General features: G+C 63.7%; 23 protein-coding genes and 1 riboswitch. Of the genes, 4 read left to right on the forward strand and 19 right to left on the reverse strand.

What is annotated here, in order from left to right:
* Positions 1 to 6 precede the first annotated feature (6 nt).
* The 3 genes from FCK22_RS02530 to FCK22_RS02540 all read right to left on the reverse strand — a co-directional run bounded on the left by FCK22_RS02530 (position 7) and on the right by FCK22_RS02540 (position 2,101).
* Positions 7 to 1,131 carry an aminotransferase class V-fold PLP-dependent enzyme gene (locus FCK22_RS02530; RefSeq protein WP_067262682.1) on the reverse strand — a complete coding sequence of 375 codons (1,125 nt, stop codon included), beginning with the start codon at positions 1,129 to 1,131 and terminating at the stop codon, positions 7 to 9.
* A 62-nt stretch (positions 1,132 to 1,193) separates the two neighbouring features.
* Entirely contained in the window at positions 1,194 to 1,649 is a 456-nt protein-coding gene (locus FCK22_RS02535; protein ID WP_067262685.1) for an Lrp/AsnC family transcriptional regulator, read from the reverse strand.
* Positions 1,646 to 2,101 (reverse strand): Lrp/AsnC family transcriptional regulator, encoded by a 456-nt coding sequence (locus tag FCK22_RS02540; RefSeq protein ID WP_067262686.1) that lies wholly within the window; start codon positions 2,099 to 2,101, stop codon positions 1,646 to 1,648. The genes FCK22_RS02535 and FCK22_RS02540 overlap by 4 nt, the downstream gene beginning before the upstream one ends.
* A 134-nt stretch (positions 2,102 to 2,235) precedes the next feature.
* On the opposite strand from FCK22_RS02540, the gene ilvC reads away from it, so the two are divergent.
* Positions 2,236 to 3,258 carry a ketol-acid reductoisomerase gene (ilvC, locus tag FCK22_RS02545; protein ID WP_067262689.1) on the forward strand — a complete coding sequence of 341 codons (1,023 nt, stop codon included), beginning with the start codon at positions 2,236 to 2,238 and terminating at the stop codon, positions 3,256 to 3,258.
* A 76-nt stretch (positions 3,259 to 3,334) separates the two neighbouring features.
* Positions 3,335 to 4,255 carry a DMT family transporter gene (locus FCK22_RS02550; RefSeq protein ID WP_067262692.1) on the forward strand — a complete coding sequence of 307 codons (921 nt, stop codon included), beginning with the start codon at positions 3,335 to 3,337 and terminating at the stop codon, positions 4,253 to 4,255.
* 6 nt (positions 4,256 to 4,261) lie between these two features.
* Here the strand turns inward: FCK22_RS02550 and glmM are convergent, their stop codons facing one another.
* From glmM to FCK22_RS02595, 9 genes are all read right to left on the reverse strand, one after another.
* A complete protein-coding gene (glmM, locus tag FCK22_RS02555) occupies positions 4,262 to 5,608 on the reverse strand; it encodes a phosphoglucosamine mutase (protein ID WP_067262694.1) in 1,347 nt (448 codons plus the stop codon).
* Positions 5,605 to 6,618: a dihydropteroate synthase gene (gene folP, locus FCK22_RS02560; protein ID WP_136720179.1), complete on the reverse strand. Its 1,014-nt coding sequence runs from the start codon at positions 6,616 to 6,618 to the stop codon at positions 5,605 to 5,607. The genes glmM and folP overlap by 4 nt, the downstream gene beginning before the upstream one ends.
* Positions 6,618 to 7,544, reverse strand: a complete 927-nt coding sequence (locus tag FCK22_RS02565; RefSeq protein WP_067262590.1) for a dihydroneopterin aldolase — start codon at positions 7,542 to 7,544, stop codon at positions 6,618 to 6,620. The genes folP and FCK22_RS02565 overlap by 1 nt, the downstream gene beginning before the upstream one ends.
* Positions 7,545 to 7,650: 106 nt before the next feature.
* Positions 7,651 to 8,292 carry a cell wall hydrolase gene (locus tag FCK22_RS02570; RefSeq protein WP_067262593.1) on the reverse strand — a complete coding sequence of 214 codons (642 nt, stop codon included), beginning with the start codon at positions 8,290 to 8,292 and terminating at the stop codon, positions 7,651 to 7,653.
* Between the two features lie 129 nt (positions 8,293 to 8,421).
* A complete protein-coding gene (ppdK, locus tag FCK22_RS02575; RefSeq protein WP_067262596.1) occupies positions 8,422 to 10,959 on the reverse strand; it encodes a pyruvate, phosphate dikinase in 2,538 nt (845 codons plus the stop codon).
* 74 nt (positions 10,960 to 11,033) lie between these two features.
* Complete coding sequence (glyS, locus tag FCK22_RS02580) at positions 11,034 to 13,121, reverse strand: glycine--tRNA ligase subunit beta (RefSeq protein ID WP_136720181.1); 2,088 nt, start codon at positions 13,119 to 13,121, stop codon at positions 11,034 to 11,036.
* Between the two features lie 92 nt (positions 13,122 to 13,213).
* Positions 13,214 to 14,029 (reverse strand): DUF1206 domain-containing protein, encoded by an 816-nt coding sequence (locus FCK22_RS02585; RefSeq protein WP_067262598.1) that lies wholly within the window; start codon positions 14,027 to 14,029, stop codon positions 13,214 to 13,216.
* 81 nt (positions 14,030 to 14,110) lie between these two features.
* On the reverse strand, positions 14,111 to 14,626 hold the full coding sequence (locus tag FCK22_RS02590) for a DUF6446 family protein (RefSeq protein ID WP_067262612.1): 516 nt from the start codon (positions 14,624 to 14,626) through the stop codon (positions 14,111 to 14,113).
* Complete coding sequence (locus FCK22_RS02595; RefSeq protein WP_067262615.1) at positions 14,623 to 15,570, reverse strand: glycine--tRNA ligase subunit alpha; 948 nt, start codon at positions 15,568 to 15,570, stop codon at positions 14,623 to 14,625. Before FCK22_RS02595 ends, FCK22_RS02590 begins: the two co-directional genes overlap by 4 nt.
* Before the next feature lie 155 nt (positions 15,571 to 15,725).
* Between FCK22_RS02595 and FCK22_RS02600 the strand changes: the two genes are divergently transcribed.
* On the forward strand, positions 15,726 to 17,576 hold the full coding sequence (locus FCK22_RS02600; RefSeq protein WP_136720182.1) for a serine protease: 1,851 nt from the start codon (positions 15,726 to 15,728) through the stop codon (positions 17,574 to 17,576).
* A 66-nt stretch (positions 17,577 to 17,642) separates the two neighbouring features.
* Here the strand turns inward: FCK22_RS02600 and FCK22_RS02605 are convergent, their stop codons facing one another.
* The 7 genes from FCK22_RS02605 to FCK22_RS02630 form a co-directional block, all read right to left on the reverse strand.
* Complete coding sequence (locus tag FCK22_RS02605; RefSeq protein WP_067262848.1) at positions 17,643 to 19,091, reverse strand: TrkH family potassium uptake protein; 1,449 nt, start codon at positions 19,089 to 19,091, stop codon at positions 17,643 to 17,645.
* Between the two features lie 81 nt (positions 19,092 to 19,172).
* On the reverse strand, positions 19,173 to 19,421 hold the full coding sequence (locus FCK22_RS02610) for a hypothetical protein (RefSeq protein ID WP_067262845.1): 249 nt from the start codon (positions 19,419 to 19,421) through the stop codon (positions 19,173 to 19,175).
* Positions 19,418 to 19,549: a hypothetical protein gene (locus FCK22_RS19535; RefSeq protein WP_269451586.1), complete on the reverse strand. Its 132-nt coding sequence runs from the start codon at positions 19,547 to 19,549 to the stop codon at positions 19,418 to 19,420. The genes FCK22_RS02610 and FCK22_RS19535 overlap by 4 nt, the downstream gene beginning before the upstream one ends.
* 87 nt (positions 19,550 to 19,636) lie before the next feature.
* Entirely contained in the window at positions 19,637 to 20,728 is a 1,092-nt protein-coding gene (folE2, locus tag FCK22_RS02615; protein WP_067262842.1) for a GTP cyclohydrolase FolE2, read from the reverse strand.
* A gap of 77 nt (positions 20,729 to 20,805) precedes the next feature.
* The gene (gene metZ, locus FCK22_RS02620; RefSeq protein ID WP_067262840.1) at positions 20,806 to 21,996 is read right to left on the reverse strand and encodes an O-succinylhomoserine sulfhydrylase; all 1,191 of its coding nucleotides are present in this window, start codon (positions 21,994 to 21,996) and stop codon (positions 20,806 to 20,808) included.
* 65 nt (positions 21,997 to 22,061) lie between these two features.
* A riboswitch (SAM riboswitch) is annotated at positions 22,062 to 22,138 on the reverse strand.
* Positions 22,139 to 22,200: 62 nt separating this feature from the next.
* Positions 22,201 to 22,806 carry an inner membrane-spanning protein YciB gene (locus FCK22_RS02625; protein WP_136720184.1) on the reverse strand — a complete coding sequence of 202 codons (606 nt, stop codon included), beginning with the start codon at positions 22,804 to 22,806 and terminating at the stop codon, positions 22,201 to 22,203.
* A gap of 10 nt (positions 22,807 to 22,816) precedes the next feature.
* Positions 22,817 to 23,719, reverse strand: coding sequence for a DMT family transporter (locus tag FCK22_RS02630; protein ID WP_067266166.1), 903 nt, complete (start codon positions 23,717 to 23,719; stop codon positions 22,817 to 22,819).
* Positions 23,720 to 23,782: 63 nt separating this feature from the next.
* Here FCK22_RS02630 and FCK22_RS02635 point away from each other — a divergent pair, with 63 nt between their 5' ends.
* Positions 23,783 to 24,268 (forward strand): MgtC/SapB family protein, encoded by a 486-nt coding sequence (locus tag FCK22_RS02635; protein ID WP_067266169.1) that lies wholly within the window; start codon positions 23,783 to 23,785, stop codon positions 24,266 to 24,268.
* Positions 24,269 to 24,301 lie beyond the last annotated feature (33 nt).

Consider the following 24,301-nt stretch of genomic DNA (forward strand, 5'->3'; position numbering starts at 1 on the left):
AAGGTCTTACAGAACCTCGTCCAACACCGCCGTCAGCCGCGCCACGGTCGCGTCGACATCATAGAGCTTGTCCAGCCCGAACAGCCCCAGACGGAAGGTGCGGAAATCATCGGGCTCCCCCACCTGCAACGGCACACCGGCGGCGATCTGCATGCCATGGGCGGCGAAAGCTTTGCCGTTTTGCACATCGGGATCAGCAGTATAGCACACGACCACCCCCGGCGCGGCGAACCCCTCTGCGGCGACTGAGGTTACACCGCGGTCGGCCAAGGCCTGACGCACCGCCTCGCCCAAACGCCACTGCGCCTCTTTCAGCCGGTCGAACCCATAGTCCCGCGTCTCTTTCACCGTATCGCGGAACACGCGCAGCGCGTCCGTCGGCATGGTCGCGTGATAGGCATGGCCGCCCGCCTCATAGGCCTTCATGATGTCGCGCCATTTGCGCAGATCGATAGCAAAACTGTCCGAAGTGGTCTCAGTCAGCCGCGCCTCGGCCCGCGCCGACATCATCACCAAACCGGCCGAGGGCGAGGCACTCCACCCCTTCTGCGGGGCCGAGATCAGCACATCGACCCCAAGCGCCTTCATATCCACCCAGACACAGCCCGAGGCGATGCAATCAAGCACCATCAGCGCGCCCACCTCATGGGCCGCCCTGGCCATTTCCTTGATATAGTCATCCGGCAGGATCATGCCCGAGCTTGTCTCCACATGCGGCGCGAACACCACCTGCGGCTTCTGCGCGCGGATCGCGGCGGTGACCTCGTCAATCGGGGCGGGCGCAAAGGGCGCGGGGCTGGCGTTGCCCTGCATCCGTGCCTTCATCACCTCGGCGCTATTGGTCAGATCGGCACTTTCGATGATCTGGCTCCAGCGGTAAGAGAACCAGCCGTTGCGCACCACCAGCACATCCTGCCCCCGTGCGAACTGCCGCGCCACGGCCTCCATCGCATAGGTGCCGCCACCGGGCACCAGCGCCACGGCATCGGCGTTATACACCTCACCCAGCCAGGTCGAGAGGTCGCGCATGACCTGCTGAAACTCCGCCGACATGTGGTTGAGCGACCGGTCGGTAAAGACCACGCTGAATTCATCAAGCCCCGAAGGGTCTACCGTGTCGAGCAATGCCATTGTTCTTCCTCCATCATTCGAAGCAAAGGCATATGGCCCGCCACGGCAAAAGGCAAATGCGGCTAAAGCGGCCCCGGCAGGCGCTCTTCGCTCAACAGCACATTGGCCTCCACCTCCCCCGCGCCGGGCAAGGTCATGATCCGCCGCCTGAGCACACGCTCGAAGTCCGGCAAATCCCGCGCCACGACCCGCAGACGATAGTCGAACAACCCCAAAACATGCTCCACCGTCTGCACCTCGGGAATGGCCGAAACCGCCCGCTCGAAATCCTCCAAACTGACCCGCCCGCGCGTGGCCAGCTTGATCCCCAGAAACACCGTAACGCCAAAGCCCAAAGCCTCGGCATTCAAGCGCAACCGCCGCCCGGCAATCGCGCCGCCCTCCTCCAGCCGTTTGATCCGCCGCCATGTCGCAGGCTGCGACAGACCCAAGCGGCGCCCCAAGGCACTGGCACTTTGATTGGCGTCCCGCGCCAGCGCCCGCAGCAAAGCGCGGTCAATGTCATCAAGCTCGATCACAGCGGCAGCCCCTCCTGCGTCTTGATCCGCGCCACATGCATCAGCGCCTCGATCTCAGCGATATGCGGCAGGGTCAGGATGCGACTGCGGTAAATCTGCTGATAATGCCCCATGTCCCGCGCAATGATCGACAGCCGCAGATCAACCCGCCCCAAAAAGGTCTGCAACTCGATCACCTCAGGCACCTGCCGCGCCTCGGCCATGAAGACATCAAAAGCATTGGCCTGCGTCTTATCCAAGGTCACCCGCAAGGACACTTCCAAAGCATAGCCAAGCGCCGCCCAATCGATCACCACCCCGCTGCCCTGCACGATCACCTGATCTTGCAGCCGCGCAATCCGCCGCGCCGCTTTGCCGGAGGTGATATTGCAGCGCTCCGCCAATTCCCCGGGGCTGAGACTCGGCTCCGCCTGCCAATAGCGCAGAATACGGCGATCCAGATCATCAAGCATGATTTTTCCGTTTTAGAGCGATACCACGAATAACTATCTTCATCCTTTCACAAATACCTCTGCGATGACAATGGCCACTAAGCACAACTTCGCTATGGTGAGACCCAGAACGAGACAAACCAAAGGACAAGATCATGCGCGTTTACTACGACCGCGACTGCGACGTGAACCTCATCAAGGACAAGAAGGTGGCGATCCTCGGCTACGGCTCCCAAGGCCACGCCCATGCGCTGAACCTGCGCGACTCGGGTGCCAAAAACCTTGTCGTCGCTCTGCGCGGAGGCTCCGCTTCCGCCGCCAAGGCCGAGGGCGAAGGCCTCAAGGTCATGGGCATCGCCGAAGCCGCCGCTTGGGCCGACCTGATCATGTTCACCATGCCCGATGAACTTCAGGCCGAAACTTACAAGAAATACGTGCATGACAACATCCGCGAGGGTGCCGCCATCGCCTTCGCCCACGGTCTGAACGTCCACTTCGGCCTGATCGAGCCGAAAGAAGGCGTCGACGTGATCATGATGGCCCCCAAAGGCCCCGGCCACACCGTGCGCGGCGAATACACCAAAGGCGGCGGCGTGCCCTGCCTTGTGGCTGTGGACAAAGACGCCTCAGGCAAAGCGCTGGAAATCGGCCTCTCCTATTGCTCCGCCATCGGCGGTGGCCGCTCCGGCATCATCGAGACCAACTTCCGCGAGGAATGCGAAACCGACCTCTTCGGCGAGCAGGCCGTGCTCTGCGGTGGTCTGGTCGAACTGATCCGCATGGGCTTTGAGACACTGGTCGAGGCGGGCTACGCCCCCGAGATGGCCTATTTCGAATGTCTGCACGAGGTGAAGCTGATCGTCGACCTGATCTACGAAGGCGGCATCGCCAACATGAACTACTCGATCTCGAACACCGCGGAATACGGCGAATATGTCTCCGGGCCTCGCATCCTGCCTTACGACGAGACCAAGAAGCGCATGAAAGATGTGCTGACTGACATCCAGAACGGCAAATTCGTGCGTGACTTCATGCAGGAAAACGCCGTGGGCCAGCCTTCGTTCAAAGCGACCCGTCGCATCAATGACGAGCACCGCATCGAACAGGTCGGCGAAAAGCTGCGCGAGATGATGCCGTGGATTTCCGCAGGCAAGATGGTGGACAAGGCCAAGAACTGAGCCAAATCTCCCCAAAGATAAGACGACATCGACCCTGGCCTCGCGCCGGGGTCTTTGCCTTTACGCCGGAGCCCCGATGAACACCACGCCCCAAATCACGCTGACAAGCTGGCTGCTGATCGCCCTTTTGGGGTTTGTCTGGGGGGGCACCTTCCTCTTTACCGAAGTGGCGCTCACCGGGATCACGCCTTTCTGGCTCGCCGCCTCACGGATCGGGTTGGCGGCGGTGGTGATGCTGGCGCTCTGGGCCCTGCGGGGGTTCGCGCTTTTCACCGCACGCCCCTCTGCCTCCGACATCCTCGTGCTGGTGACCATCGGCATCATCAGCTCGGCCCTGCCCTTTTCGCTGCTCGCATGGGGGCAGCAATATGTGACCTCGGGCTTTGCCGGGGTGACCATGGCTTCCGTGGCACTGATCGTCCTACCCATGGCCCATTTCCTGTTGCCGGGGGAGCGCATGACCCCGCGCAAGGTCGGCGGCTTTGTCATCGGTTTTATCGGCGTCGTCGTGTTGATCGGCGGGCAGGCGTTTGAAAGCACCGGCGCTGCGATGGAAACGGCGGGGCGGATGGCCTGCGTCGCCGCGGCCTCTTGCTATGCGGTCAGCTCGATCCTCATGCGGCGGCTGCCTTCTGTGGATCCAATTGGGCTGGGGACGGTGCTGATGCTGATCGGTGCCGTGGTCATGTTGCCCGCAGCCTTCCTCAGCGAGGGGCCGCCGCCCCTGCCCGCGCCCAAGATACTGGCCGTGCTGGCCTTTCTCGGCCTCATCCCCACCGCGGGCGCGGCGTTTTTGCGGGTCTATGTGGTGCGCACCGCGGGGCCGGTCTTCATGTCACTGGTGAACTACCAAGTGCCGGTCTGGTCGGTCCTGCTGGGCGCGCTGGTCCTGTCAGAGCCGCTGCCGATGTCGCTGCTTTACGCGATGGCGCTGATCCTTGCGGGGGTCGGGCTCAGCCAATACGGCGCGCTGAAACGGTTGTTCCAGCGCGGGTAGAACAGCTTAGCTGCCCACCGCCGTATTCACCGCCTCGACCACGCTGTCGACGGCACGCTCCATCAGTGCCGCGTCCTCATGTTCGGCCATGACGCGCACCAAGGGTTCCGTGCCCGATTTTCGGATCAACAGCCGCCCGCCCTGCGCCAGATCGGCTTCGGCCTGCGCGATGGCGGCTTTGACCTGCGCGTCTTCCAGCGGGGTCTGCCCGGCAGAGAAGCGCACGTTTTTCAGCAGCTGCGGCACCGGGTCGAATTGGTAGAGCAGTTCTGAGGCAGGCTTGCCCGAGCGGACCATCTCGGCCAGAAACTGCATCCCAGCCATCAACCCGTCGCCCGTGGTCGCGTAGTCGGTCATCACGATATGGCCCGACTGCTCCCCCCCGAGGTTGAAGCCCCCTTCGCGCATCCGCTCCACCACATAGCGGTCGCCGACGCCGGTCCGCTCCAGCCGCACGCCGCGGTCGTTCAGGAAACGCTCCAGCCCCAGATTGCTCATCACCGTGGCGACGAGCGCCTTGCCCGCAAGACGCTCCTCTTCGGCCCAACGCGCGGCCATCAGCGCCATGAACTGATCGCCGTCGCCGATGCGGCCATTCTGATCGATCAGGATCACCCGGTCGGCGTCGCCATCAAGGCAGATGCCCACATCGGCACCATTGGCCACCACGGCCTCCGCCGCCGATTGCGGCTGGGTGGAACCGCAGCCATCGTTGATGTTGAACCCGTTCGGGTCCACGCCCACGGGAATCACATTCGCGCCCAATTCCCACAGCGCCATCGGCGCCACGTGATAGGCCGCGCCATGGGCGCAGTCGATCACCACCTTCAACCCATCAAGACGCATCTGCCGCGGGAAAGAGGATTTGACCCGTTCGATATAGCGAAAGCGGCTGTCGTCGATGCGCTTGGCCCGGCCAATCTGATCCGGCGCCGATGGCTCGACCCCTTCGGCGACCAGCGCTTCGATTTCCTGCTCGACCTGATCGGAGAGTTTGAACCCATCCGGGCCGAAGAACTTGATGCCATTGTCGCTGGCCGGGTTGTGACTGGCCGAGATCATTACCCCCAGATCGGCCCGCATGGAGCGCGTCAAAAGCCCCACCGCCGGTGTCGGCACCGGCCCCAGCAACAACACGTTCATGCCGGTGCTGGTGAGGCCCGCGGTCAGCGCGTTCTCGAACATATAGCCTGACAGGCGCGTGTCTTTGCCGATGACCACACGGTGCACGCCGCGTTTCTCACGCCGGAAATAGCGCCCGACGGCGGCACCGATGCGCAGCGCCATGTCGGCGGTCATGGGGTAAATATTGGCGGTGCCGCGCACGCCGTCTGTACCAAAGAGCTTTGTCATATCTCTTTACCTGCCAGTGCCGAACGATAAAGTAAAATGGATTGAATGGTTTGCGCCACATCGTGGACACGCAAGACTTGGACCCCGTGGTTCAGCGCCGCCAGGGCCACCGCGATGGAGCCGGGCGCGCGATCTTCCCCCGCCGCGCCGCCGCCGATCGTGCCGATGAAACGTTTGCGCGACGCGCCGAGCAAGATCGGCACCCCGAGGCTGTGGAACAGGCTCAGCCGCGCGAGCAGCGCAAGGTTGTGCTCCAGCGTCTTGCCAAAGCCGATGCCCGGATCGGCGATGATATTTGCGCGCGGGATGCCCTGTGCCTCAAGCGCCGCGATGCGTTCGGCCAGATAGTCATAGACGTCGAGCAGCACGTCATCATAGCGCGGGTCGCGTTGCATCGTGGCCGGGTCGCCTTGGGCATGCATCACACAGACCGGCAGCCCCCGCGCCGCGCAGAAGGGCGCAAGCGCCGGGTCGAAGGTCAGCCCTGCCACGTCATTGACCAGATCCGCCCCCGCCGCCACGGCGGCTTCGGCCACGGCAGCCTTGCGGGTGTCGATGCTGATCGCCCCCTCCCCGGCCGCCCGCAGCCCTTCGATCACCGGCCGAACACGCGCGATTTCTTCGTCCTCCGGCACGGTCTCCGCTCCGGGGCGTGTGGATTCCCCGCCAATGTCGAGCATATCGACCCCCGCCGCCCGCATCGCCGCCCCCGCCGCAACCGCGACCTTCGGGTCGGCATGGCGGCCCCCGTCTGAGAAACTGTCAGGCGTGGCATTGAGGATGCCCATCACGCGGGGGCGGTCGAAACTCAACCCCGCAATGGCCGGGCGCGGCGCGGTCAATGCATCTCGCGCGGCGGAGGGGAGCGCATCTGCCGGGATCACGCGCGGCGTCTGCCCGCGCGACAGGACTTCAACATGGGTGAACCAGCCCCAACCGCCCGCGAGGGTCAGCGCAGCTTCGGGCCGCGCGGGGCCGATTTGAACCAAGGGGCGGTGGTAGTCGGTCATCACAGGATCTCCGCGCGGTCGACGTCAAGTAGGCGTAGCGGCAGTTTCGCGCCCTCGGGCCGCTCCGCGCCAATCAGCACCAATTCGCAGGCCGATGAACTCTCGGCGAACCAAGCGGCCAAAGCGGGTGCTGCGCTTGGCGGGGCGGCGGGGCCGTCCACTGCGTCGAGCACGATCCGCGCAGGCGCCCAGATGCTGATCTGGCCGTTCTTCATGGCCCAGTCCAACTCCGTCCGGCTGCCGACCACCGCGCAGCGCGGATCACGGGCCAAAAGCATCCAAGCGTTCTGTTCGATTGCCAAGAGGTCGATGTGGCGCTGCGCCTTTTCATCTTCGGCCTGTGGCGCGGGGATGTCGGAAGGTCCGACGCAAAGGATCACCGGCTCCGCCGCCGCTTCAAATTGATCCAGCCATCCCGGCAAACGCGTCGAGGCAATCGCCGCATTGGAAAGGTAAACCACGCGCGGCTGCGGGGTCTTTTGGTCCGCGTCCTGCGCTGCCGCCTCCTCCCGCGCGCGGACGATCTCGACCCCAAGGGCACCGGGGCCCCGGTCGAGCTTTTCGATCCGCACGAAGACCCGCATCGCTTGCGGCTCGATCAGGATACGGTCGGCGACCCGTTCGGCCAGCGTTTCCAAAAGGTTGAGCCGTTCGGCGGCAAGCTCGGCGGCGATGGCTTCGGTCACGCGGTCGTAAGACAGGATACGGTCGACATCGTCGTCCACCACACCCGTCAGGGGGGCCACCTCGACCACCACGTTAAAGCAGACCCGCTGGGTCACGTCCCGCTCGGCCTGAAAGGCACCGATCTCAACCTCGACGATGTGATCGCGCAGTGAGATACGATCACGCGGCTCGGGGCCGGCCATCGTCTCTGCCCGCTCGGAAGGGTGGGCAAAGGCAAGTCGAATTTCGTCGTCGGACATCGGCAGCGCCTATCGGATCAGGGTAATGGCCCCACCGGGGGCGCTTCGATGCACATTTAGCAGGCCCACCGGCGGCAGGCCAGCACCCGAAGGCACATCCCGCCCCTCAGTTCGAGGCGGTCTTCCATGTGTGGCGATAGAAGAGGTGCTGCCCGATCCGCGCGGTCTTGGTATAGACCCGCGCCCAATTGGGGTTCACGGCAGTGGTGTGATAGTGGGTCGCGCCATTGGTCAGCTTCGGCGCGCTGCCGTCGATGATCGCACGCGCGACTTTCGAGACACGGGCAAAAGCGCGCGGCTCATTGATGACCTCTTTGTGGCCGTCGCAGGTGTAGGTGAACTGGCACTGATACTTGCGCCCGGTCCCTTGGTTGATCACGCCGCAAAGCGTGCCGGGGAAACGGGCGGATTTCACGCGGTTCATGATCACTTCGGCCACGGCGAACTGGCCTTTGACCGTCTCGCCACGTGCCTCGAAATAGAGCGCTTCGGCAAGGCACTGCAACTCAGCGTTGCCTTCGGCCTTGGGCTGGCTGTCGATCCAAGCCGTGGAGAATTTCACATCTGTCTCGCTGGCCGACACGGGCTGTGCGACCATCTCCTGAAGCCGCGCCGCACCGGCGGACTTCAGACCTTGAATTTCAATCTGCGCAAGATCGCTCGCACTTTCAGAGCTGGCCTGAACCGCCAGCGGGCTGCTGCACAGCGCCATGGAAAGAGCAAAAGAGATCGACCGGATAAAACGCATTATGCGCCTCGCATCATTGTTAGGGCTGCGGGGCGGATAGCCAAAAGGTTCCCGGCGGTAAACCCAACCAGACGTTATGTGCAGAAACTCGCCGAATTATGGTATAAATTGGGCTGGAGCCCGCCGCCCCTACCCGATCTTGTGGGCAATGGCGAGTTGGGCGGCGGCCAGACGTGCAACTGGCACGCGAAATGGCGAGCAGGAAACATAATCGAACCCCGATTCGCGGCAAAAGGCGATGGATTCGGGGTTGCCGCCATGCTCCCCACAGATGGAAAGGGTGATTCCGGGCTGCGCCTTGCGCCCTCTTTCCGCCCCGAGTTGCAGCAATTCGCCGACCCCATCGGTGTCAAGCACATGGAAGGGATCCTCTGGATAGACCCCCTGCTGGACGTAGTTCGACATGAAGCGGCCCGCATCATCGCGCGAGAGTCCGTAGGTCATCTGCGTCAGGTCGTTGGTCCCGAAGCTGAGGAAGGCGCAATGCGGCGCGATATCATCGGCGCGCAGACAGGCGCGCGGGGTCTCCACCATGACGCCAAGGCGGTAGGTAAAGCTCGCGTCACGCTCGCTGCGCACGGCGGCGGCCACGGCATCGACGCTGGCCTTAACCAGTTCCACCTCGCGGCGAGCGCTGACCAGCGGGATCATGATCTCGGGCACCACCGGCTCGCCATCGCGGCTGGCCTCAATGGTCGCTTCAAAGATCGCACGGGCCTGCATTTCGTAGATCTCGGGCACCGTGACCCCGAGCCGCACGCCGCGCAGGCCCAGCATCGGGTTATACTCCGTCATCGCCGCCACGCGGCGCGTCACGTCGGACATTTGCAGGCCAAGCGCCTCGGCCAATTCGCGCTGCCCGGCTTTGTCGGAGGGCAAGAACTCATGCAGCGGCGGGTCGAACAAGCGGATGCAGACCGGCTGGCCCTGCATGATGCGGAAAAGCTGGGTGAAATCCTCGCGCTGCATGGGCAGCAGACGTTCGAGCACGGCGCGGCGGTCCTCGCCGCTTTCGGCAAAGATCATCTCGCGCATCACGGTGAGGCGGCCCGGCTCGAAGAACATATGCTCGGTCCGGCACAGGCCGATGCCATGGGCGTTGAAGTTGCGCGCGGTCTGGGCATCGGTCGGCGTGTCGGCATTGGCGCGAATGCCAATATCAGCCACGTCCTCGGCCCAGCCCATCAGCCGGTTGAAGGTATCGTCGAGCGCGGCCTCCTGCATCTTGGCCGCCCCCGCCAGCACCTGCCCGGTGGAGCCATCGACGGTAACTTGGTCGCCTTCGACAAAGACCCGCCCGTCGGGGGCGATGATCTGCCGTTGGGTCACCACAAAGCGCATGTTCGAAGCGCCGACCACGCAAGGCAGCCCCATGCCGCGCCCGATCACCGCCGCATGGCTGGTGATGCCGCCGCGTTCGGTCAGCACGGCGGCGGCGGCATGCATGCCGCGAATATCCTCGGGCGAGGTCTCACGCCGGACGAGGATGCAAGGCTCCCCGCGTGCAGCACTTGCCTGCGCGTCGCTGGCGGAAAAGACGATCCGCCCCGTGGCCGCCCCGGGGCTGGCGGCGATGCCGCGCCCGATCACGTCACGCTTGGCGCTTGGGTCGACTTGGCGGTGCAGCAGTTCCGACAGCGTGCGCGGCTGTACCCGCATCAGCGCTTCCTCGCGGCTGATGATCCCCTCATCGGCCAGCGCCACGGCGATGCGCACGGCAGCCCGAGAAGAACGCGCGACCTTCACACCGTCCAAGATATGCAGCTTGCCCTGATCGATCACAAACTCGACCTGCATCTCGGCCCGCAGCCTCTTGCGCATCAGCGCCGCGTGATCCTTCAACTCCGCAAAAGCTTCGGGCACCAATTCTTCGAGCGATTGCCCGCGCGGATCACGGGTGAGATACATCGCCGCCGCATCGCCTTCGAGCGCATCGCGCCCTTGGCTCTGGCTCAGATAGCGCCCGGTGATCTGCGGCAGGCCGGTGTCGCTATCGACCAGTTGCAACACGCCCGAGCCGCATTGCCCCTGCCCCACGCCAAAGGCCATTTCCTGCACCACCAGCCCCAGCCCCGCATCCGCAGGCGCGCCCTTGGCCTGCCGCAGCAGCCGCGCCGAGGTGCCGTTCCACGCCCGCGCCATGGAGCGCAGCACCGCCGCCAATTGCGTCGCCGGGTCTTGGGGGAAACGCTCTTCGGTCTCGGCCTCATAGGCGCGCAGGGATTCCATCAGCGCCGCGCGGCCATCGCCGTTCACATCGTCGAACATATCCGGGTCGAGACGGGCCACATTGACCGCGTAGGACTGCACGAAACGCGAATAAAGCGCCGCCGCTGGCCCTTCGCCAATGGTGCCGGCGTAGCTTTCAAAGAGCGCGTCATTGATCCCGATGTTCAGCACCGCCCCCGGCCCGCCCCAATCGGGGTCTTGGCTGGAGGGCCGCACGCAAAGCAGCGCACCCTTCGGGAACTGATCGACCACCGCCTGCACGTCGGGCATCTGCCCCCGCGCGATCTGCTGCACCGCGTCAAAGGACAGCGCGATGGTGCGCGGCACCGGCAGGTCGAGCCGCACGAGACGTTGCAAACATTTGGCCCGCCCGCCGTGGGTGGTATTGGCAATCGGCGCGGTGGGGGTCACCAGCGTGGTATGGGGGTCGTTCTGCACTGCGGCACCTTAATCGTTCCGGTGCAGCATAGGGGTTGAGGCAGAAGGGGCAAGGGATCTCGCCCCCTCTGGGGTCAACCGTCCAGTTTGGTCAAGTCCGCCACGGCGCTACAGATCGTGCGGATGCGGCTCAGCAGATTAAGCCGGTTGCGCCGCACCGTGGGGTTCTCGGCGTTGACCTGCACCGCCTCGAAGAAGGCATCGATCGGCCCGCGCAATTCGGCCATGGCCGCCATCGCGGTCGAGAAATCCTGCGCCGCCATTGCCGGGGTGATCTTGGCCTCTGCCTTGTCGAGTGCGGCGAAGAGGTCTTTTTCGGCCTCCGTCTCGGCAAACTTCGGATCGGCGCCAAAGGAGTATTCCACGCCATCGGCCTCTTCGGCTTGGCTGAGGATGTTGTTGGCGCGTTTGAAGCCTTGGATCAGGTTTTCGCCATCGTCGGTTTTGAGCGTTTCCGACAGGGCACGGGCGCGTTTGACCAGCAGGGTGAGGTCGTCGCTGCCGTCCATGGCGATGCAGGCGTCGATGACGTCGTGACGGATGCCTTGGTCGCGCAGGTAGACTTTGAGGCGGTCGTGGATGAAGCCCAGAATGTCGGCAGTGTCAGCCCGGCCCGCGTCACGGTCGCCGACGATCTCGGCGCTTTGGCCCAGTACGTCGTTCAGTGACAGCGACACATCATTCTCCACCAAAATCCGGATCACACCCAAGGCCGCACGACGCAGCGCGAAGGGGTCCTTGCTACCGGTCGGCTTCTCGTCGATGGCCCAGAACCCGGTCAACTTGTCGATCTTCTCGGCCAAAGCCACGGCAATCGACACTGGCGCGGTCGGCACGTCGTCGGACGGTCCCAGCGGCGCGTAGTGGTCTTTGGCGGCGTCTGCGACGGCATCCGACATCCCCGCCCTGCGCGCGTAGTAGCTGCCCATCAGGCCCTGCAACTCGGGGAATTCATAGACCATCTCGGAGCTGAGGTCGGCCTTAGCGACGCGGGCAGCCTTTTCGGCCTCATCGGCGTCAGCACCGACCAGCGGCGCCAATTCGCGCGAGAGGGTCGCCATGCGGTCGATCAACTCGGCCTGGGTGCCGAGCTTGTTATGGAAGGTCACGTTTTCCAGCGCCTTGACCCAAGTCTCCATGCCCGCGCCGGTGGTGACGCTGCGCAAGTCGTTGTCCCAGAAGAACTTGGCATCCGACAGCCGCGCGCCCAGCACCTTTTCGTTGCCCGCAAGGATCGTGGCGCCCTCGTCGGCGGTGGTGCGGTTGGCGACGGTGACGAACCGCTCGATCTGCCCCGACTTCGGGTTGCGGACCGAGAAGAACTTCTGATGCTCTTTCATCGAGGTTTGCAGCACCTCCGGCGGCAGGCCGAGGAAATCCTCGCCGATGCGGCCCATCAGCACGACGGGGTATTCCACCAGGCCCGCGACCTCGGCCAGAAGCCCTGCGTCCTCAACCACTTCCAGCCCGGCGGCGAAGGCCATGTTGGTGGCATCATGCCAAATCGTATCGGCCCGCGTCGCGGGGTCGAGCACGACAAAGGCGCGGCTGAGCTTGTCCTGATAATCCTCGAAACCCGCGACTTCGATCTCGTCGGGGGCGAGGAAACGGTGCCCGCGCGTGGTGTTCCCGGCGGTGATCCCGTCGATGGTCAGCGGCACCACCTCGGCCCCGGCCCCATCGCTGATCACGCAGAGGATGGAATGCAGCGGGCGGACCCATTTCAGGCTACCACTGCCCCACCGCATGGACTTTGGCCAGGGGAAATTGCGGATGGTCTGCTCCAGCACCTCGGCCACGATCTCGGCGGCGGGGCGGCCCGGCTTCTCGATCTTGGCGAAGAGCACCTTGCCCTTGGGCGTGTCGCGCTCCTCAAGCTGGTCGCGGGTCAGACCCGCGCCGCGGAGGAAACCTTCGACGGCTTTCTCGGGCGCGTCAGCCTTGGGGCCCTTGCGTTCCTCAACCTGTCGCGGGCTGGCGGCGAGCATGTCGCCAAGCGCGAGCGTCAGGCGGCGCGGCGTGGTGAAGACGGCAGCGGAGCCATAGGTCAGACCGGCCTCGACCAAACCGTTGGTCACCAGCTTTTGCAGGTCTTCGCCCGCGCGTTTCTGCATCCGCGCGGGAATTTCTTCGGAAAAAAGTTCAATCAGCAGATCTGGCACGGGCGGCCCCCAATTCTTGCCGCGACGGCGGCGTCTCATCGGGGGCTTGGATAACGAGTGCTAGGCGGAGGGTCTAGCCCCCCGCCCCGCGTTTAATCCAACAAGGTGCGGATATCCGGGTCGGAGAATTTTGGCACCACGCGGTAGCCCGCTTCGACGAAGTTATAGACCGCGAAACCGATGAGCCCCAGCCCGGCACCGCCCAGAAGGAAGCGCCCAAAGGCCATGCCGCGCAGGTCTTGCAACGCCTCGCCCAGACCGCCCGCCTGTTCGGGGTTAGCCGTGAGCGCCGCATAGCCCAGCGAAAAGGCGACGAGCGCGAGAATGCCGCCATAGATGACAAGGCCAATCTTCACGATGGGGTCGATGCTTTCGGTGAAATGGGTGCGCGCCAGATGGCCCTTATACTTCCCGCTCAGCCCTTTGTAGGCGTAGTAAATCCCCGCGCCCAGCAGGATCAGCGCCCCCGCGGCCACGATATAGCGCCCGGCGGGCATGGCCATCAGCTTTTGCGTCCAGTCCTGCGCAGAACTGCCGCCGGAGTTCTTGCCGCTCATCGCCAGAGCGAGAACCGAGACGCCGATACCGCCGTGGATCAGCCCGGTCGTGATCTGCCCCAGCCGCGCGATCAGCCCCTTGGCGTCAGTGCCGTGGTCTTCGACATCCTTCACGCCCGCGGCGACCCGCCAGACCAGATAGGCCAGCAGCCCGATGCCGATGGCAAAGAGCGCGGGGATGCCATAGGGCTCATCCCGCAGCGCCGCGAGGGCGTCTTTCGTACCCGAGGCTTGGGTGCGTTTCAGGGCGGCCAAAAGCGCCAGCGCGCCGATGATCGTATAGATCACCCCGCGCGCGCCATAGCCTGCGCGCATCACCCATTTCAGCCCCTCATGTGTTTTCTCTGACATTTTCGCCCCCGTTCTATGTGGGGACAAGCGTTCGGCAGCGGCAAAAGGTTCCGCCGAAAGGGGCCGCGCGCGGCGATAAGATCAGTCGGCGGGGCGTTCCGGGCAGGCCTCACCCACCACGGTGCCGTCATAGGACTTCTCACCACAGTCGTTCAGCTCATGCCAGATATAGCCGCGCCCGTCGTCGGTCAGCGCCACGATCCGATCGACGCCGTAGTGCACGTTTTTGCCGCCGAGGAAGGTCAGCGCGCTGCCCGCCTCGATCTCAGCCGCGATGGCGGGGGCGTCGAAACAATCGAACCAGCCCGGCGCGTTGCGCGGATCGGTATGCTCGGTGATCTCATAGGTCTCGGTCGCCATGGCGAGGCTGATGTCATGCTCGAAACAGGCGCGAAACCGGATCGGGGAACTGTCGGCGTCGATGGCCTGTAGGTTCTCCGCCGCGATCTCCTCCGGCTCCTCCGTCGTCAGAGAGACGAGTTCAACCTTGGCCTCGGGCACATCATGGTAAAAGCCGTAGATCTGAAGGTAATAGAGCGCCGCACCGGCGATCACTGCGGAGACGAGGATCACGATGCCAACAATCTTCCCGCTCATGCCGCGCTGTCCGCCTCGGGCGTCCAGCCGCCCGCACGGGTCTGCACGAAGGCATCCGCGCATTGCTTGGCCAGCGCCCGCACCCGCCCGATATAGGCCTGCCGCTCGGTGACCGAGATCACGCCGCGGGCATCCAGCAGGTTAAAGATATGGCTCGCCTTGATGCATTGGTCATAGGCCGGATGCGCCATGACGATGCGCTTGCCGGTCTTGGGGTCCTCGGCGGGCTGTTCGAGGATGTATTTGCAATGCGCCTCAGCCTCATTGAACTGATCGAGCAGCACCTCGGTATTGGCCGTATCGAAGTTCCAGCGCGCGAATTCCTCTTCGGTCTGTTTGAACACATCGCCGTAGGTCAGCGGGATCGGCGCGTCGGGGCTGTTGAAGGGCATGTCCATGACGTGATCGACACCCAGCACATACATCGCCAGACGCTCCAGCCCGTAGGTCAGCTCACCCGAGACGGGGTGGCAGTCATGCCCGCCGACCTGCTGGAAATAGGTGAACTGCGACACTTCCATGCCGTCGCACCAGACTTCCCAACCCAGACCCCAAGCGCCGAGCGTCGGGCTTTCCCAATCGTCCTCGACAAAGCGGATGTCATGCAGCGCCATGTCGATGCCGATGGCCTGAAGCGAGCCGAGGTACAGCTCCTGCAGGTTCGGCGGGCTGGGTTTGATCAGCACCTGATACTGGTAGTAGTGCTGCAAACGGTTCGGGTTCTCACCATAGCGCCCATCGGTGGGGCGGCGCGAGGGCTGAACATAGGCCGCGGCCCAAGGCTGCGTGCCAAGGCTGCGCAGCGTGGTGGCCGGGTGAAAGGTGCCCGCGCCCACTTCCATGTCGTAGGGTTGCAGCACCGCGCAGCCCTGCCGCGCCCAATAGCTCTGCAAAGCAAGGATGATCTCTTGGAAAGAGCGTGGTTTCTGCGCTGCGTCAGACATGGTGATTGCCCCTTAATGATGCGCGCCTTTCCTACGTCTGCAAACCATGGGGGTCAATCACAGCTTTATCAGAATTTCGCCCCCTTTGGCATGGCATTCGCGCCGCTTTCCGGCGTAATCTGGCTCGGATTTGGTTTTGCGAGAGTTGAGTGACGATGAAGCGAATTCTACGTGCCCCCGTGGCGATCTTCTTGGCCCTGAGCCTGACCTGGGCGGGCCTTGCGCGGGCGCAATCGGCAGAGGATGTCGTTTGGGTTCAGATCGAGGCGCAGCCGTCCTTGGCCGAGGCCACGGATCGGGCGCGCGCCTATGAGACCCTGTTGGATGACGTGAATGGCTTTGCCTTGGGCGGCGGCTGGTACGGCATCGCCGTAGGCCCCTACCGGCGCGAGGATGCGGAACTGGTGCTGCGCAGCTATGTGCGCGACGGTCTGGTGCCGCGCGACAGCTTCATCCAGCAATCCAGCCGGTTCCAGCAGCAGTTCTGGCCCGTGGGTGACAACGTTCTGGAAACCGGCGTGATCGACGCACCCGTGGGCGTGGATGGCGTTGCGCCAGAGGAAGCCGCCGCGGGCAGCACCACCCCCGATGTCACGACAACCCCGCTTGATCCCGCAGCGACGGAGGGTGAAACCGAAGCCGCAGAGGCCGAGACCGCCCCGGCCCCCACCCCGCCCGAACCGGATGAGACCCCAGCAGAGGCGCGCCGCTCGGAACGCGCCCTTTCGGCGCAGGAGCGCAAAGACCTGCAAATCGCCCTGCAATGGGCGGGCTTTTACGACGCCGCGATTGACGGTGCCTTTGGCCGCGGCACCCGTGCCTCCATGCGCGCCTGGCAAGGCGCCAACAGCTATGAGCAGACCGGTGTGCTGACCACCCGCCAGCGCGCCGCGCTAATGGCGCAGTATAACGCCGTGCTCGACGGGCTGGGCTTGCAACTGGTGCGCGACGAGAAGGCCGGGATCGAGATCATGATGCCCACCGCCGAAGTCGACTTCGCCCGCTACGAGCCGCCCTTTGCCCATTACGACAGCAGCGGCAACATCGGCGCGCGGGTCTTGTTGATCAGCCAGCCGGGCAATCAAGATACGCTCTATGGCCTTTATGACATCATGCAAACGCTTGAGATCGTCCCCTTGGATGGCCCGCGCGAGCGCAAGCGCAATTCCTTTGAGCTGATCGGCGAAAACGGCAGCATCATCAGCCAGACGCAGGTCTCGTTGGAGAACGGTCAGATCAAGGGCTTCACGCTGATCTGGCCCGCCGGGGACGAAGACCGCCGCCGCCGCGTGGTGGCCGAGATGTCGAAAAGCCTCACGCGTCTGCCCGGCGTGCTCGATGCTGCCGCAGGCAACAGCGACGCGCAGGCGATTGATCTGGTCGCCGGCCTGCAAATCCGCCAGCCCAAGATCGCCCGCAGCGGCTTTTTCATCGATGGCAATGGCGCGGTCGTCACCACCAGCGAAGTCGTGGGCTCTTGCGGGCGGGTGACACTGGACGCCGATACCGATGCCACGGTGGTCGCCACCGATGAGGCGCGCGGCCTAGCCCTGCTCAAACCCGAAAGCCGCCTCGCCCCGCTGGCCGTGGCCGAATTCAGCAACGCGGCCCCGCGCCTGCAATCGGAAATCTCCGTCGCGGGCTACTCCTACGAGGGCGTGCTGAGTGCCGCGACACTGACCTTTGGCGCGCTGTCGGACCTCAAGGGCCTGAACGGAGATGAGACCCTCAAGCGCCTCTCGGTCAAGGCCCAGCCTGGCGATGCCGGGGGTCCGGTCTTTGATGAGAATGGCCACGTCGTGGGCATGTTGCTTCCCCAGACGGAAGCGGACCGCAAACTGCCCGAAGACGTGAGCTTTGCCCTTGATGGTGATGTGATCCTCAAGGCAGCGCAGGATGCCGGGCTGGGCAGCAAACAGGCGCAGGGGGCCACAGGCCCGATCGCGCCGCGCGACCTGACGCTGCGCGCGCAGGGCATGACCGTCTTGGTCAGCTGCTGGGAATAACGCGGGGGGCTCAGCCCCTAGCGACAAAGACAAAGGGCGGTGCCATCGGCGCCGCCCTTTCGCGCTTCAAGCGCGCCAGAACTTGGCGGTGAACATGACGTAGACCGCCATCAGTTCCAGCCGCCCGATCCACATGGCGATGATCAATATCCACTTCGCCGTGTCATTAAGGCTGCTGAAGTTCCCCGCCGGGCCGATGATCTCTCCCAATCCCGGGCCGATGTTCGCCAGCGCCGCCGCCGCCCCCGAGACGGAGGTGACGAAATCCAACCCCGTCAGGCTCAGCGCGACCGAGATCAGGCCAAGCGATACGACGAAGAACATGAAGAAGGACATCACCGAGCTTAGCACGTCCGCCCCCACCGGGCGGCCGTCGTAGCGCGGGGTAAACACACCGTGGGGCGAACGGATCCGCCGTAGCTGCGCGCGGATCGACGCAAAGAGCAGTTGATAGCGGAAGATTTTGATCGAACAGGTGGTCGAGCCCGCGCAGCCGCCGATCAGACCGATGAAAAAGAACAGCGCCACGGCAAAGCTGCCCCATTGCATATAGTCCGCCGAGGCATAACCGGTGCCCGAGATGATCGAGGTGATGTTGAACAGCGCTTCGCGCAAAACCCGCTCGGATTCATAGGTCGTGCCGCTGCGCAGAACGAAAAAGACGATCACCACCAGAAAGGTCATCGTCATGAAAAAGCCGCGCACCTGCGGGTCGCGGTGCAGGGCCACGGGGTTGCCGTTGATCAGCTGCACATAGCGCACGAAGGGCAGCGCGGCGAGGATCATGAAAATCACGGCGACATATTCGGCGGGGCCGGAAAAGGTGCTGAAGGAGGCGTCGTAGTTAGAAAAACCACCCGTCGAGACCGTTGTCAGCGCATGCACCGTCGCGTCGAAGGTAGACATCCCAAGGGCCAGATAGCTCAGCATGCAGGCCAGCGTGAGCCAGAGGTAGATCACCGAAATCTGCGTCGCGATCTGCCCCGCGCGGGGCAGGATTTTCCCGAAAGTGTCGAAGGATTCGGATTTGAAGATCTGCATACCACCGACCCGCAGCTCAGGCAGGAAGACCATGGCGACAACGACGATACCAATGCCACCCAGCCATTGCAGGATCCCACGCCAGATCAGCAGACCTTTGGGCAGGTCTTCCAACCCGGTCAGCACCGTGGCCCCGGTGGTCGTCAGCCCCGACATCGCCTCGAACATCGCGTCGGTCACGCTGGCCTCGGTCGCGCCCAGCACGAAGGGCAAAGCCCCGAAGAGCGGCAGCATCAGCCAGACGCCAGTGGTCAGCATGAATGTCTGTTGAATGGTGAGCCCTTCGCGGACTCCATTGGCGCTGGCGAGGGCGATCATACCGCCGCCCAGCGTCGTGATCAGCGCGCTTTCGACAAAGACCCACCATTGGCCCCGGCCTTCGGCCAGATCGACCAAGATCGGGATGATCATGGCAAGGCCGAGCACGGCCACCAAAAGGCCCACGACATATCCGACAGGTCGTATATCCAACATGCGCGCAGCGTTGGCTTGGCCGCTCGTCGCTGTCAAGCCGAGACGGGACCGGGGCGCGATTTGGCCCCGGTCCGTGTCGTCTTAGATGTAGTAGAGGTCTTTGAAAACGTGGTGAACGATGTCGTCACGTTTGATGCCCATGGCGGCCAGTTCTTCGTCGCTTTTCGCTTGCAGGCCTTGGACCTGCTCAAAACGGCGTTGGGCGGTGGAGCCCATCATGATGCCATGGCCGATCCCCGCGAAAAAGCGGCGCAGACCGGCGCCGGCGCGCCGCAGCCCTTCGAGGGGAGAGACGGAGTGGGCGGGGTGAGCAGTGCTCTGGTAGGTCATCTGATTGCCTTTGCAATTTCCAGTATTTCGATGACCGCTAAATAGGCAATGCTGCGCCGCAGCAGAACCGACGTTTTCGCATAGCCGCTGGTCGGGACTTGCAGGGCTGACAGGGCGATATTCGCCATTTCCGCGCTAAGACAGGCGAAATGCCCCGCAAAGGGGCGCGGCGCGGGCTGCGAACAACCAATGCGCGATTGCCGCGCCGTGCGGGGTCAGCCGACGTGAAAGAGGGTGTTGAAAAGCTTGGGGTCGATGCTCTGCGCGGCAAAAGTCTCGCCTTGGGTCAGCACGCTGATCGCATCGTGGCTGTGCAGGCTTTCTTGATGGCTGGCGACGATGCGGAAATCGCCCACCCGGCCATCGGCCAAAAGCTGTTCGCAAAACAGCCGCGCGGCATCCTCGACAAAGATCGGATTGGCGGCGTTAAGCTCGGCGAACGCCTGTTCGTCTTCGCGTTTGACCATGACCTGCGTCTCGGTCGGCACGGCGCGGCGGCAAATCTCGATCAGGTCTTCGAACCACAGGCAATCGCCCTCGTCCCGCGTCTCGACCGATACCCGCGCGACGGAGCGCTGCGAATGCGGCGTCGCCAATTGCCCGCGGGTCTGACGCGCGTGTTCGCTCAGTTCCAGCGAACAGGGGCAGGTGCTGGAATAGACATAGTCGAGATGCACGATCTTCTTGCGCTCGCCGTTCTGTTCCACCAACTCCAGCGCGATGTCGTAATACTGATAGCCGGTGAGGCCCGAGCGCAGGCTGCCGATCTTCATCGGGAAGGAAAAGCGCATCTGAATCCGGGCATCCAAGCTCTCAAGATCGGCCTTGTAGTCGTCCAGCGCCGCTTCGATCACCTCAAAGCTAAAGGTCGCCTCGGCATGGCGGTAGAAGCTGCGCATGATGCGGGACATGTTGATGCCCTTCTTCTCCGCATCGAGCGAGACCGTACCGGTGACCGAGGTCTCAAGCCGCAGATCCCCGCCCTCGCGGCTGCGATAGCGGATCGGCAGGCGAAAGTTTGAGATGCCGACATGCTGGATCAACTGCTGCGCGCCGCGGATCAGGCTGGAGGGGCCGTTTTGCAGATCCGGCAGGCTGGCGCGGTAGTTGTCGCCCGCTGTGAAATCTTCGGGATAGGCGCGGCTAAGGGCGGGATATTCGGTGGGGGCCAGCATCCGCGCCATCGCCGGGTCCAGCGCCGCAATCTCGGCCGGGGTGGCCGTTTCGGCCCAAGCGCGCAGCGTGGCGAGCGCGGATTGCGCCGCCTCCCGGTCCGGTGTCTCGGACATCTCAGTCACGATGTTCATTGCGCGGCCCTCCGGTCTGTCGCTCTCAATGTATGATGCGCGGGGCCAAAATGCCACCGCGCCCGCGACACATCAGGTCAGGCTTGCGCCGCCGCATCCAAGGCTTGCAGCAGATCGGCCTTGAGATCGCCGCTATATTCCAGCCCCACGCTGATCCGCACCAGCCCCGGCGTGATGCCCAAAAGATCTTTGGTGTCCTGCGGCAGACGCTGGTGGGTGGTGGTGGCCGGATGGGTGACGATGGTCTTGGCGTCGCCAAGGTTGTTTGAGATCACGCCCACCTGCAACGCATTCAGGAATGCGAAAGCCGCCGCCTTGCCGCCCTTGAGGTCAATGGACAGCACCGTGCCCCCTGCCCCCATCTGGCGCATCGCCAGTGCGTTCTGCGCATGGCCCGCAAGGCCCGGGTAAAGCACCCGCGCCAAGGCCGCGTGACCTTCCAGCGCCTCGGCCAATTCCTGTGCGCTGGCCGCCTGCGCCCGCACCCGCAGGTCAATGGTCTCCAACCCTTTGAGCATGATCCAAGCCGTGAAGGGGCTCATCGAGCCGCCGGTGTGTTTCATGTAAGGCTCAAGCGTGCCGCGGATGAACTCGCGGCTGCCCAGCACCACACCGCCAAGCGCACGGCCCTGCCCATCGATATGTTTGGTCGCGGAATAGACCACCACATCCGCGCCCTGCGAGATCGCGCGCGAAAAGACCGGCGTGGCAAAGACATTGTCGACCACAACCAGCGCGCCCTTGGCATGGGCGAGCTTGGCCACGGCCTCAATGTCGATCACCTCAAGCGTGGGGTTGGCCACGGATTCAAAAAACACCGCGCGGGTGTCCTCGCGGATCGCGGCCTCCCAAGCGGAGAGGTCGCTGCCGTCGACGAAAGTGACCTCCACCCCGTAGCGGCCAAGGATCTCTTCCAGCACATAGATACAAGACCCGAATAGCGCCCGGGCCGAGACGACATGATCGCCCGCCTTCAGCATCGAAATCAGCGCGCCCGAGACCGCCGCCATGCCGCTGGCGGTGGCAAAGGCATCCTCGGCCCCTTCTAGCGTGGCGATGCGGTCCTCGAACATGGCCACCGTGGGGTTGCCATAGCGGGCATAGATGAACTCATCCGGGCCGATCTCTTCGAAACGCGCCTCGGCTTGTTCGGCGCTGTCATAGACGAAACCTTGGGTCAGGTAGATCGCTTCGCTCACCTCGCCATATTGGCTGCGGCGGGTGCCTGCGTGGATCGCTTGGGTGCGCGCGTGACGGTCGTTGCTCATCTATCTCATCCTTCCGGCCCGACCTCGCGGGCATAAAAAAAACCCCAGACGCGGCCAAGCGAAAGGGGTCTTTCATCCTGACCTTTTAGCGGCATGTTTAACGTGGCCCACAATCCGGTAACAAATCGCCACGCGGGGTGGATTACGCCGCGCGACGCTACAGGTCAACAGTTTCGCGCGGGGCCTTCGTTAAATTTGAGCGGATCAGCCATGGTCTTTCTTTTCGCCGTAGGCTTCGAACAGCTTGCCCTGCGCCATGAAGAAAACGAAAATCGCCGCTGTCAGGCCGAAAGTTTTGAAGTAGACCCATGTGTCGGTCGAGAAGAACCGCCAGATCACCTCATTCGCCAGCGCCAGACCAAAGAAGAAATACATCAGCCGTTTGGTCAGCAGCATCCAGCCCTCATCGCGCAGGGGCATCATCTCTTCCATGACGTATTTCAGGTAGGATTGCCCGCGCAGCAGGCCGACGGCCAGAAGGCCGCCGAAAAGCACATAGATCAGCGTCGGCTTCATTTTGAAGAAGCGGTCATCGTTCAGCCAGACCGAGAGCCCGCCGAAAATCACCACCAGCACCACGGTGGCGACCTGCATCCGGCTCAGCTTGCCCGTCAGCGCCCAAAGCGCGCCGGTCGAGAGCACCAGCAGCGGCACGAACATCGCGGTGACGACGATAAAGCCGTCATACTCCGTCCCGCCGAAGGTGTAGGTGTTATCCTTGAGCCACAGATAGGCCACAAGGAAGGCCAAGACCGGCCCGTATTCCAAGCCTGCCCGCAACATTGGGTTGATCTCTCTTGGTTCTGACATGCCTGTTCCTTTAGCCGCCTATTTCAACAATCACCGCCCCGGCTGCGATCAGCGCCATCAGCGCGATGCGGCGCGGGCCGACGGTTTCTTTCAGCACCAGCACCCCGATCAGCGCGGCAAAGACGGTCGAGGTCTCGCGCAGCACCGCCGCCTCGCCCACCTTGTCGAGCCGCGTGGCCAGCATGACCGACCCGAAACTCGCAAAAGCGATGATCCCGCCGATAAAGCCGCGCAGCATCAGCGGCGCCACCTCGGGTGGGTTCTCCATCGCGTGCCAGCGCCGCCATGCGATCACCGGCATCACCAACCCGTCGATCATGAAAAACCATGCAAGGAAGGTGAAAGGATCCGCCGTGGCGCGGATGCCGTATGCGTCATATGTGGTGTAAAGCGCCACGAACAAGCCCGTCAGCACCGCCAGCCCGAGCGCTGCGTGCAGCGTATCGCGCGCGGCGACCAGATTGCGCAGGTTATAAAGAGCAAGGCCGAAGATACCGCTTAGCAGCACTGCCACGCCAAGCCATTGCACCGCGTTGAACCGCTCACCAAAGATCAGATAGGCGCCGACCACGGCAAAGAGCGGCCCCGTGCCGCGCACCACCGGGTAGACCACCGTATAGGCGCCCTTGGTATAGGCCCATGCCTGCAACAGCTTGTAGATCACATGGATCACGAAAGCGCCGAGGAAGATCACCCACATATGCGGCTCGGGCCAAGGCACGACGAAAAGCGCAAAGGGGGCCGCCATCACGCCATAAGAGACATCGATCGCCCCGCGCGTGAGCCACGGATCATGCCGCCCCTTTTGCAGCGCGCCGAAAACCGCGTGCAGGAAGGCTGCGGAAAGCGCCAGCCACAGGGCCGCGGTGTGGCCCGCGGGGGTGCCTTCGATCGACAGGATCCAATCGGTCATCGCGGAACCACCACCGCGGCGAGAGGTTTATACTTCAAAGCCTTTATCACCAACGGAATTTCCATGTTTGAAAGCCTGATCGCCGATCTTACCCACAGTTTTTCCAAAGTGCCGGTCACCGTCGCCGCGGCGCGGCTGCTGATGGCCGCCTTTCTGGCGGGGGTCGTCGGGTATGAGCGCGAACGGCGCGACAAGCCTGCGGGGCTGCGGACCCATATCATGGTGGCCATCGCCGCCTGTCTCTTCATCATCATCGGGCAAGAGCTTGGCAGTCTGGAGTTCGGCGATGGCGACCAGATGCGCTTCGATCCATTGCGCCTCATCGAGGCGGTGACCGCAGGCGTCGCCTTCCTCGCGGCGGGGATCATTTTCACCTCGAACGGAGAGGTGCGCAACATCACCACCGGCGCGTCGATGTGGCTGGCCGGGGCCATCGGCCTGTCCTGCGGCGCGGGACAAATCCTGCTGGCCTGTTTGACCGCAGGGGTCGTGGTGCTGGTTTTGACCGTTCTGCGCTGGATCGAACGAAAGCTTGGCACCCATGACTGAACAGGGCCGCCACTTTCGGCGGCCAGTGTACTC

Source organism: Sulfitobacter sp. 15WGC, assembly GCF_005068605.1.
GTDB classification, from domain to species: Bacteria; Pseudomonadota; Alphaproteobacteria; order Rhodobacterales; family Rhodobacteraceae; genus Sulfitobacter; species Sulfitobacter faviae.

Bases quoted from the DNA above. Each gene is read 5' to 3' on its own strand.
- FCK22_RS02550 (WP_067262692.1), top strand. From the start codon at position 3,335: ATGAACACCACGCCCCAAATCACGCTGACAAGCTGGCTGCTGATCGCC.
- FCK22_RS19535 (WP_269451586.1), bottom strand. From the start codon at position 19,549: ATGGCGAATATCGCCCTGTCAGCCCTGCAAGTCCCGACCAGCGGCTAT.
- folE2 (WP_067262842.1), bottom strand. From the start codon at position 20,728: ATGAACATCGTGACTGAGATGTCCGAGACACCGGACCGGGAGGCGGCG.
- metZ (WP_067262840.1), bottom strand. From the start codon at position 21,996: ATGAGCAACGACCGTCACGCGCGCACCCAAGCGATCCACGCAGGCACC.
- FCK22_RS02540 (WP_067262686.1), bottom strand. From the start codon at position 2,101: ATGCTTGATGATCTGGATCGCCGTATTCTGCGCTATTGGCAGGCGGAG.
- FCK22_RS02630 (WP_067266166.1), bottom strand. From the start codon at position 23,719: ATGACCGATTGGATCCTGTCGATCGAAGGCACCCCCGCGGGCCACACC.
- FCK22_RS02595 (WP_067262615.1), bottom strand. From the start codon at position 15,570: ATGTCTGACGCAGCGCAGAAACCACGCTCTTTCCAAGAGATCATCCTT.
- FCK22_RS02610 (WP_067262845.1), bottom strand. From the start codon at position 19,421: ATGACCTACCAGAGCACTGCTCACCCCGCCCACTCCGTCTCTCCCCTC.
- FCK22_RS02605 (WP_067262848.1), bottom strand. From the start codon at position 19,091: ATGTTGGATATACGACCTGTCGGATATGTCGTGGGCCTTTTGGTGGCC.
- FCK22_RS02625 (WP_136720184.1), bottom strand. From the start codon at position 22,806: ATGTCAGAACCAAGAGAGATCAACCCAATGTTGCGGGCAGGCTTGGAA.
- folP (WP_136720179.1), bottom strand. From the start codon at position 6,618: ATGACCGACTACCACCGCCCCTTGGTTCAAATCGGCCCCGCGCGGCCC.
- FCK22_RS02565 (WP_067262590.1), bottom strand. From the start codon at position 7,544: ATGTCCGACGACGAAATTCGACTTGCCTTTGCCCACCCTTCCGAGCGG.
- glmM (WP_067262694.1), bottom strand. From the start codon at position 5,608: ATGACAAAGCTCTTTGGTACAGACGGCGTGCGCGGCACCGCCAATATT.
- FCK22_RS02530 (WP_067262682.1), bottom strand. From the start codon at position 1,131: ATGGCATTGCTCGACACGGTAGACCCTTCGGGGCTTGATGAATTCAGC.
- FCK22_RS02635 (WP_067266169.1), top strand. From the start codon at position 23,783: ATGTTTGAAAGCCTGATCGCCGATCTTACCCACAGTTTTTCCAAAGTG.
- FCK22_RS02585 (WP_067262598.1), bottom strand. From the start codon at position 14,029: ATGTCAGAGAAAACACATGAGGGGCTGAAATGGGTGATGCGCGCAGGC.
- FCK22_RS02590 (WP_067262612.1), bottom strand. From the start codon at position 14,626: ATGAGCGGGAAGATTGTTGGCATCGTGATCCTCGTCTCCGCAGTGATC.
- FCK22_RS02570 (WP_067262593.1), bottom strand. From the start codon at position 8,292: ATGCGTTTTATCCGGTCGATCTCTTTTGCTCTTTCCATGGCGCTGTGC.
- FCK22_RS02600 (WP_136720182.1), top strand. From the start codon at position 15,726: ATGAAGCGAATTCTACGTGCCCCCGTGGCGATCTTCTTGGCCCTGAGC.
- ilvC (WP_067262689.1), top strand. From the start codon at position 2,236: ATGCGCGTTTACTACGACCGCGACTGCGACGTGAACCTCATCAAGGAC.